The organism is Microbulbifer sp. ABF4_148 (assembly GCF_056158985.1).
Genome location: NZ_JBSWUI010000002.1, coordinates 1 through 5,062, shown reverse-complemented (window position 1 = coordinate 5,062; position 5,062 = coordinate 1). Strand labels below are relative to the sequence as shown.

At 45.4% G+C, this 5,062-nt stretch carries 5 protein-coding genes and 2 pseudogenes; 2 read left to right on the top strand and 5 right to left on the bottom strand.

The annotated features are described in order from the left end of the window. Both ACXAD0_RS18445 and ACXAD0_RS18440 read left to right on the top strand, forming a co-directional pair. Positions 1 to 1,289 (top strand): DUF748 domain-containing protein (locus ACXAD0_RS18445; RefSeq protein WP_475090448.1); only part of this gene is annotated, 1,289 nt, incomplete at its 5' end. Between the two features lie 108 nt (positions 1,290 to 1,397). Then, entirely contained in the window at positions 1,398 to 1,709 is a 312-nt protein-coding gene (locus ACXAD0_RS18440) for a hypothetical protein (protein ID WP_475090447.1), read from the top strand. 114 nt (positions 1,710 to 1,823) lie between these two features. Here the strand turns inward: ACXAD0_RS18440 and gloA are convergent, their stop codons facing one another. From gloA to ACXAD0_RS18415, 5 genes and pseudogenes are all read right to left on the bottom strand, one after another. After that, entirely contained in the window at positions 1,824 to 2,372 is a 549-nt protein-coding gene (gene gloA, locus ACXAD0_RS18435; protein WP_474827087.1) for a lactoylglutathione lyase, read from the bottom strand. Between the two features lie 29 nt (positions 2,373 to 2,401). Beyond that, a pseudogene (locus ACXAD0_RS18430) lies at positions 2,402 to 3,154 on the bottom strand (alpha/beta hydrolase fold domain-containing protein). Between the two features lie 504 nt (positions 3,155 to 3,658). Further along, positions 3,659 to 3,979, bottom strand: coding sequence for a DUF1456 family protein (locus tag ACXAD0_RS18425; RefSeq protein WP_475090445.1), 321 nt, complete (start codon positions 3,977 to 3,979; stop codon positions 3,659 to 3,661). Next, positions 3,921 to 4,184: a DUF1456 family protein gene (locus ACXAD0_RS18420; protein ID WP_475090443.1), complete on the bottom strand. Its 264-nt coding sequence runs from the start codon at positions 4,182 to 4,184 to the stop codon at positions 3,921 to 3,923. The genes ACXAD0_RS18425 and ACXAD0_RS18420 overlap by 59 nt, the downstream gene beginning before the upstream one ends. Positions 4,185 to 4,390: 206 nt before the next feature. After that, positions 4,391 to 4,916, bottom strand: a pseudogene (locus tag ACXAD0_RS18415) (dienelactone hydrolase family protein). Positions 4,917 to 5,062 lie beyond the last annotated feature (146 nt).

The following is a 5,062-nucleotide window of genomic DNA, read 5'->3' as shown; positions in this document are numbered from 1 at the left end:
AGGGAACTGAAACATTAAACGTTAAGGCAAATACGAAGGTGTCTGACTTAAGTGTTCTAGATGACGCCAAAGAGCCGTTGTTGCAATGGCAATCTTTAATAGTGGACGATATTGATTTTAACCACGCTTTAAACCAGCTAAGCGTAGACAATATTCAGTTACAATCTCCCTTCGCTCGACTCATTATTGACGAAGCCAAGCAAACCAATGTGAGCAAGCTAGTTGTTTCCTCAAAAGAAAACAACAATGAAGAGCAGCCCGCTAAGAATGATATCGCTAGCAAACCTAGCAGCATGAGCTCAACAAATTCGATAACATCTGAAACTCGTGAAAAGACGTCTTCAAACGCTGAAGAGCTTGCTATTGTTGTGAATGCCATATCAATTGAGAACGGTAAAGCCTACTTTGCTGATCACTCATTAACACCGAAGTTCGCGTCGGCCATAGAAAGCCTAAATGGCAAAGTAACAGGCATAGACTCGCGTTCAGATACGCCGGCCAATGTGGATATCACTGGAAAAATAGATAACTATGCACCGGTAATACTAGCGGGCTTCATTCACCCTTTAAAAAGTGACCTTGACCTAGATTTAAATTTCTCTGTAAAAGGCGCTGAACTTACTTCAGTTAACCCCTACTCTGGCACCTACATGGGCTATTACATTGACAAAGGCTTGTTGTCATTAGCCGTGCAATACAAGCTTAATGGGAAAGCGCTGGAAGGTAAGAATCATGTAGTTATCGACCAGCTAACCTTAGGTAAAAAATCTAATTCTGACCAAGCGCTAAGTTTGCCACTTGGGCTCGCTATCGCGCTGCTAGAGGATAGCAACGGCGTTATAGATTTAGGTTTAGATGTATCTGGAGACGTAGACAGCCCAGATTTTAGCTTTGGCTCTATAATCCTTAATGCTATTGGCAATATCATTACCAAGGCTGTGACCGCGCCGTTTTCGCTACTAGCAAATCTGGTTGGCAGCGATGACGAGCTAGACAGCGTTGAGTTTGAATTTGGAGAACATTCACTCGGCGCGGATGCACAGGAAAAGCTGAACACCTTAGCAGAGGCGTTAGAAAAACGCCCAGGGCTTAGAGTGAACATTGAAGGATCGGTAAATGCGGTATCAGATTCAAGTACGCTGGCACAACGCCAGTTAAATGCCACGCTATTCGCAAAAAGTGGGCTTGTTGATTCCACTACTACCTCCGGCAGTTCAAGTACGAACGGGAATACTTCTGCAGGTGATGACATTGAAAATCTCCAGCGACAGTGGAAGTTCGCAAGATGAGCCATTAACCGGCAGCCGTATTCCATTGGAAGGTCCATTGGCCGACGCCCTTATTTCCTCACTATGTAGAGATGTTTGCGCCCGACCTTTGATCAAGAATATAAGAAGATGGTGGCTAAGTTATACCCTGAGTTAACAAGTGAAGATGAAGGTCAAAATAGTAGTGATAACACTATTGATACGATTAACGAAGAGGACGTAAAAAGAGCGCTGACGATTGCCCGTTACAACAAGCTTCGCAATAGTATCGACATTTCAGAAAGCGCGTTAATTGAACTTGCCGACTTGCGCAGTAAAGCGGTAAAAAGCTATTTAGCCAACGAAGGTAAAATTGAAGCAAACCGTTTATTTTTGCTTAATACTCAGCACGACTTACATACTGAAGTTAGCGGCGTTGAGCTAACTTTGGAAGCGAACTAGAAAAAAAGGGTTAGCCTGATTTAACTGGGCTACCCTTTCCATTAACACTATTTTTGAAATTTTCGGCTAGCTAAACGCTGCGAGCAACACGTAAGAGCCTTCAAAATCTCTAAGCTACTTCTTCAAATGCGGCGCACAAGTTTCAGCAACTTTTGATGCATCAAAAATCTCAATCCAATAGCCGTCTGGGTCTTTAATAAATGCGATGCCTTTCATAGAGCCATCATTGAGGCCTTTTTGAAAAGGAACGTCTAGAGATTCGAATCTGGCGCAGGCAGCTTCTGCATCAGGTACATGAAAACCAATGTGACCAAAGCCCTTAGGCTCGGCATTGCCGTTGTGGTAGCTGACGGTTTCTGGCGTATCGCCCCAATTATGAGTTAATTCAAGCATAGCTGGGCGACCAAAAGTCTGCTGGGTACGCTTTTCAACATCGTCGGAAATATCAGAAAAATCATCTCCGGCCGCCAAAAAGTACAGGCTAAACTCCATTTCTTCGAAATCTAAACGCTTAATCAGCGTCATGCCCATCACTCGTGTGTAAAAATCTAACGAGCGCTTAGGGTCTGCAATGCGTAGCATGGTTTGGTTAAACACAAAGCCTTTCGTCGCGTCGTCTTTGTTTTCATAAAGGCCTTCGGCCTTATCGAAATGTCTGCTCATAATTTTTCCTTTACTCTATTAAAATGAAATTAGTTATTTCCCTTTTTAACTTCTCTTACAAAGTTAACTACTTTTGAGACAAATTCGTTAGTATCAAATACCGGATCGCCATGGCGCTTACCTTCAGCAAGAAACAACTCATTTGGCACGCCAAATTGGTCTAGGCGGCGACTTAATAATTCGCTTTGCGAAGCGGGTACTACACCATCATCAAGTCCATGAAAAATAATAAAAGGCGGCGTTTCACTATCTATATAAGTGGTCGGCGAGGCTTCTCTCGCTAGGGCTTCGTTGGCCAGTGGAGATTCACCCAAAAATTGAGCTTCTGCGGCATCAGGCGCGTCGTGATCCACTTTGCCGCTGTTGCCCCGCAAAGCCATAAGATCAGAAGGCCCAAAAAAGTCGACCATACCAATAACGCGATAGCGCGGCTTTGCATCAAGAAATGGAGCGTCGTCGTATGTTTGATGTGGTCAAAAGCGAGGCCAGATGCCCTCCCGCTGAGCGCCCCATCGTCGATCAGCGTGATCAGCGCTTAGTTTAAGATTATCGCTATTATCAACTAAAAAATTAATCGCATCGTTTATGTCATTGGGGGCTGCAGGAAAAATAGCCTCACCGCTAAGTCGATAATTTACTGCGGCAACCGCCACACCTTCATTGAGCAAAGAAGCGACTAAATTACCATTTTTGGACAGGGTCTCGTTTTTACTCCCCCTCATCCAGGCACCACCATGAACCCATACGACGAGTGTGGGGGCAGTTCCGAAGGAAGTTGGCATGTATAGAATCCAACGCTAAACCTTTGCCATTCACTGTCTTGTAAACTATCGACTGGGGTATAATGTCGTCTACATTAACGTATGGCGTTTCGGCCTTTTCACTCTCTGTTTCCCTTTTATCGCTTTTCGTCGTACCGCACCCTACTAGCATGATTGCTATACCTAGAAGCGTAGCAAGCCCAAAAGTAAACCGCATAAATGAAAACTCCATCCTATGTTGATTGAAGTTAGTAAGCCTAACAAGCTCTCAAGCACTGGCAAATGGAAGCCATCTAGCGGTGAACTTTATTCACCGCTTTTTAGCAGGTAGCTCGCCCCACACAGACGCATTATGTTGCTTCTTGGCCTTTCTGCGCTTCATTGTTAGCACTTTGGCTAGCTGCAGCGCTTAGCCTTGTTAGCTGCCGACGACGTAACTCCTGGCTCGTTAGTATGAGGGTTATTCCCGTTCGGATTACCTTTAACGCGTTTACTATCGTTTGGCCGATGTCTCGTTCTGGCACATTAGCGGCTGGCTTGTTGAAGACCTGTTTGCGCGCTGCGGCCGGTACCTGATGAATCAGGTCGATATTTTTTCACCATGCCCTGCAGCAAGTTACGAACCACTTGGTCGCCAGCGGGTTTGTAATTGCGGTGGTCTGGCTTTCTAAAAAGTGCAGACAGCTCACCTTTGCTTAATTCTGAAAGCCAGCCAGTTGAAGCACCGCAATCATTATCGTCATCCTTGAAACTCATCGCGATACGGATTTTGCGCAGTACTTCGTTATTACTTAGTCGCTCTTTTGGCCCCAGCTCTTTGAGGCGCTTGCCCTTCTTGACGACCACGGTTTTTAATGATCAATCCATCAAGAAACAGCGCAATAATCTTATCGCGACACGGCAGATAGCCCGCTTCGCCTTCCCGCTTCATCACGGCATGTAAATAGTCAATTTCCATGTCGTAGTTAACCAATTTGAAAATGCTAATGGCGGCGGTATCGTTTATCGCTAACGCATAACGAAGGCGACGTAGAACATCGTTGTGAATCATGAAAGTGGGCCTGAAAGGTGGAGTAGCCAATAATTGGTATGGATTAAAGTGTAGCGCAATTCGCGCATTTTTTAATTTTACACTACTTGGCCATTCGCATCTATCACGGGCTTTTATGTGCAAGTCTTCCCCATCACTATGGATAAGATAATCGCCGGTAAAAACTGAGCAACAAAAGCGGCCTAACGAGGCCGCTTCACTTCTAACTACTTCAAATGGCTGTCAAAAAAGTCTAACGTTCTGTTCCACGCTAGCTCAGCGTCCTTTGGGCTGTAACGACTTGTCGAATCGTTGTGAAAGCCGTGCTGTGCTTTCGCATAAGTAAAAGCCTCATACTCAGCGTCTTTTGTCTCCAAAACTACTTTGTAGTCTTCCCATGTGGCATTCACTCGCTTATCGTTCTCGGCAAAGTGAATCAATAAAGGGCCTTTTACGTGGTCAACTAGAGGCTGCTTTGCTGGTGTACCGTAGAAAGGAACGGCAGCGTCCAACTCGTCAGGTATGCTGGCCGCTAGGAAATTAGCAATATATCCACCAAAGCAAAAACCTACAACGCCAAGCTTGCCTGTTTGTCTTTTCATGATCTTTTAACCATAGCGCTGCCGCTACCATATCTTGCTCTATCTTGTCTCTATCAAGACTCTTTTGCATAGCGCGGCCGTCATCATCATTTCCTGGATAACCGCCTAGCGGAAACAGGGCATCTGGCGCAAATGCTACGTAGCCTTGCATAGCAAGTCTTCTAGCTACGTCTTTTATATAAGGGTTTAACCCGCCGAATTTCGTGAACCACTAGAACGCAAGGCGCTACGCCGGATTCTGGTAAGCTAGTGGGCTGCACTAAGTACCCACCGCCCTCTCCATGCCCTTTGGGCGAT